This window comes from Anaerobutyricum soehngenii (genome assembly GCF_009697165.1).
Taxonomy (GTDB): domain Bacteria; phylum Bacillota; class Clostridia; order Lachnospirales; family Lachnospiraceae; genus Anaerobutyricum; species Anaerobutyricum soehngenii.
On record NZ_VULP01000061.1, the window covers coordinates 1 to 1,882 of the forward strand.

A 1,882-nucleotide genomic window follows, 5' to 3' on the forward strand; every position below is an offset into this window, starting at 1 on the left:
GGTACTGTAAAGTTTTACAGTCCTATTTTTGTTTAAAACCTTATATTTTCAAGGATTTCATCACTTTTTACGAATAAAAAAGCAATGACCCCCTTTTTCATGTATAATGTAAGTGACCAAACTCAACAAAATACGAAAGGTAAATCATTGCTTATGGATAACATTATACTCTATTTACTTACTATCATTCAAGAACAACATCAGCAAATCTGCTGGCTTATTCTCTTTATCTGCAGATATATCCCTTTGAAACAATGGGCTCATGACGAACTCCACAGCCCCAAATATCAGAAATTCCTCACTGATAAGCTTCCCATCATCAAACCCTTCATCAAACAGGACTGGCTGCTCTGGAACGAGTATTACCGCCTACGTTATGGCAAAGCCGTCAAACCAGTCAAAACCCAAAAAGGTAAAACACGCACCGTTCCTGAAGATACCGTATGTCCTCTCTGTGGTGCACCACATGAGTACATCTACGATAATACAGGCGGCCGCGGTCAGTTCAAATGCAAGATCTGTGGCCAGACCTTTGTCAACGGCGAGAAAGTAACTACCCCACTGAAGCTCCAGTGCCCCTACTGCGGCCATGCCCTGCAGCCTGTCAAAGACCGTAAGCATTTCCGTGTCCACAAATGCGTCAATGACAACTGCTCCTATTACAAACGGAATCTGAAAAAACTTCCGAAAGACCTTCCCAGGTCACAATACTGGAAATACAAGCTGCGCTATCTTTACCGGGAGTTCTCTGTAAACTTCTTCGACATGGACCTCAGCCAGCTTCCCAAATGGGCAACCTCTTTCAAGTATAAGAAGAACAATGCCTATATCATGGGGCTGTGCCTTACCTATCGGGTAAACCTCAAACTCTCCCTGCGCCAGACCGTCCAGGCTTTGAAGGATATCCACGGTATCGATATCTCCCACACCATGGTCAACAACTATGCCAAAACGGCCGCTGTGATCATCAAACCTTTTGTAGACTCTTATGACTACAATCCTTCCAACGAACTGGCTGCTGATGAAACATACATTAAGATCAGCGGTGTAAAAGCCTATGTCTGGCTCATCATGGACAAGGTTTCACGGTCCATCCTCGGGTATCAGGTCTCAACCTCCAGGGATGTAGGCCCCTGTATCCTTACAATGCGCATGGCCTTTGATAAGTTCAGAGAATTCCCCGGCAAAGCCCTTAAATTCATTGCGGATGGCTACAGTGCCTATCCACTTGCTGCACAGCAATTTAAGATTGAAAAAAACTGGGAAGTCTTTATCACCCAGGTCATCGGTCTTGCCAATGGCGATGAAGTATCCAAAGAATTCCGCCCGTTCAAGCAACTCATCGAGCGTCTGAACCGTACTTTCAAGGAATCCTACCGCATTACCTGCGGCTATGGTACAGAGGATGGTGCTGTCCACAGTGTCTCTCTTTGGGTTGCTTATTATAACTTCCTGCGTCCCCATGAGATATCCGGCGGCAAAGAACCTCTCAACAAAGTAGAACTGCTGGAAGGTGCCGGAAACATGCCCGGTAAATGGCAGCTTCTCATCTATCTTGGTCAGCAGGCAATCCTGAAACAACAAAGCGAATCTACTATCTGTTCTTAGATTCCGAGCCGGAGGTAAAATATCCAGCCACCAGAACCACAGGTTCTGGCTCTGCCCTTGATGGCACACCAAAACAATGCTACAATGCTGTGGATCAGACGGAGAAACCTATCTGTTCTTGAGTTCTTCGCCGTCGGTAAGACGTTCAGAGCATTGTTTTGGTGTGCCGTCAAGGGTGGCGTACGCTGCCGAAAGCTAACATATCTGCAATTTTCAAGGTTCCGATGGAGCCTTTTTTTCAGCTCCATTTTTTCATAGGCTACTTTACACTACC

Annotated in this window: 1 protein-coding gene; it reads left to right on the plus strand. The window is 45.6% G+C overall.

Annotation, left to right across the window (positions count from 1 at the left end):
- Positions 1-153 precede the first annotated feature (153 nt).
- Positions 154-1,608 carry a DDE-type integrase/transposase/recombinase gene (locus FYJ25_RS14280; RefSeq protein WP_154581598.1) on the plus strand — a complete coding sequence of 485 codons (1,455 nt, stop codon included), beginning with the start codon at positions 154-156 and terminating at the stop codon, positions 1,606-1,608.
- Positions 1,609-1,882 lie beyond the last annotated feature (274 nt).

Coding starts and splice junctions, on each gene's coding strand:
- FYJ25_RS14280 (WP_154581598.1), top strand. CDS start 154: ATGGATAACATTATACTCTATTTACTTACTATCATTCAAGAACAACAT.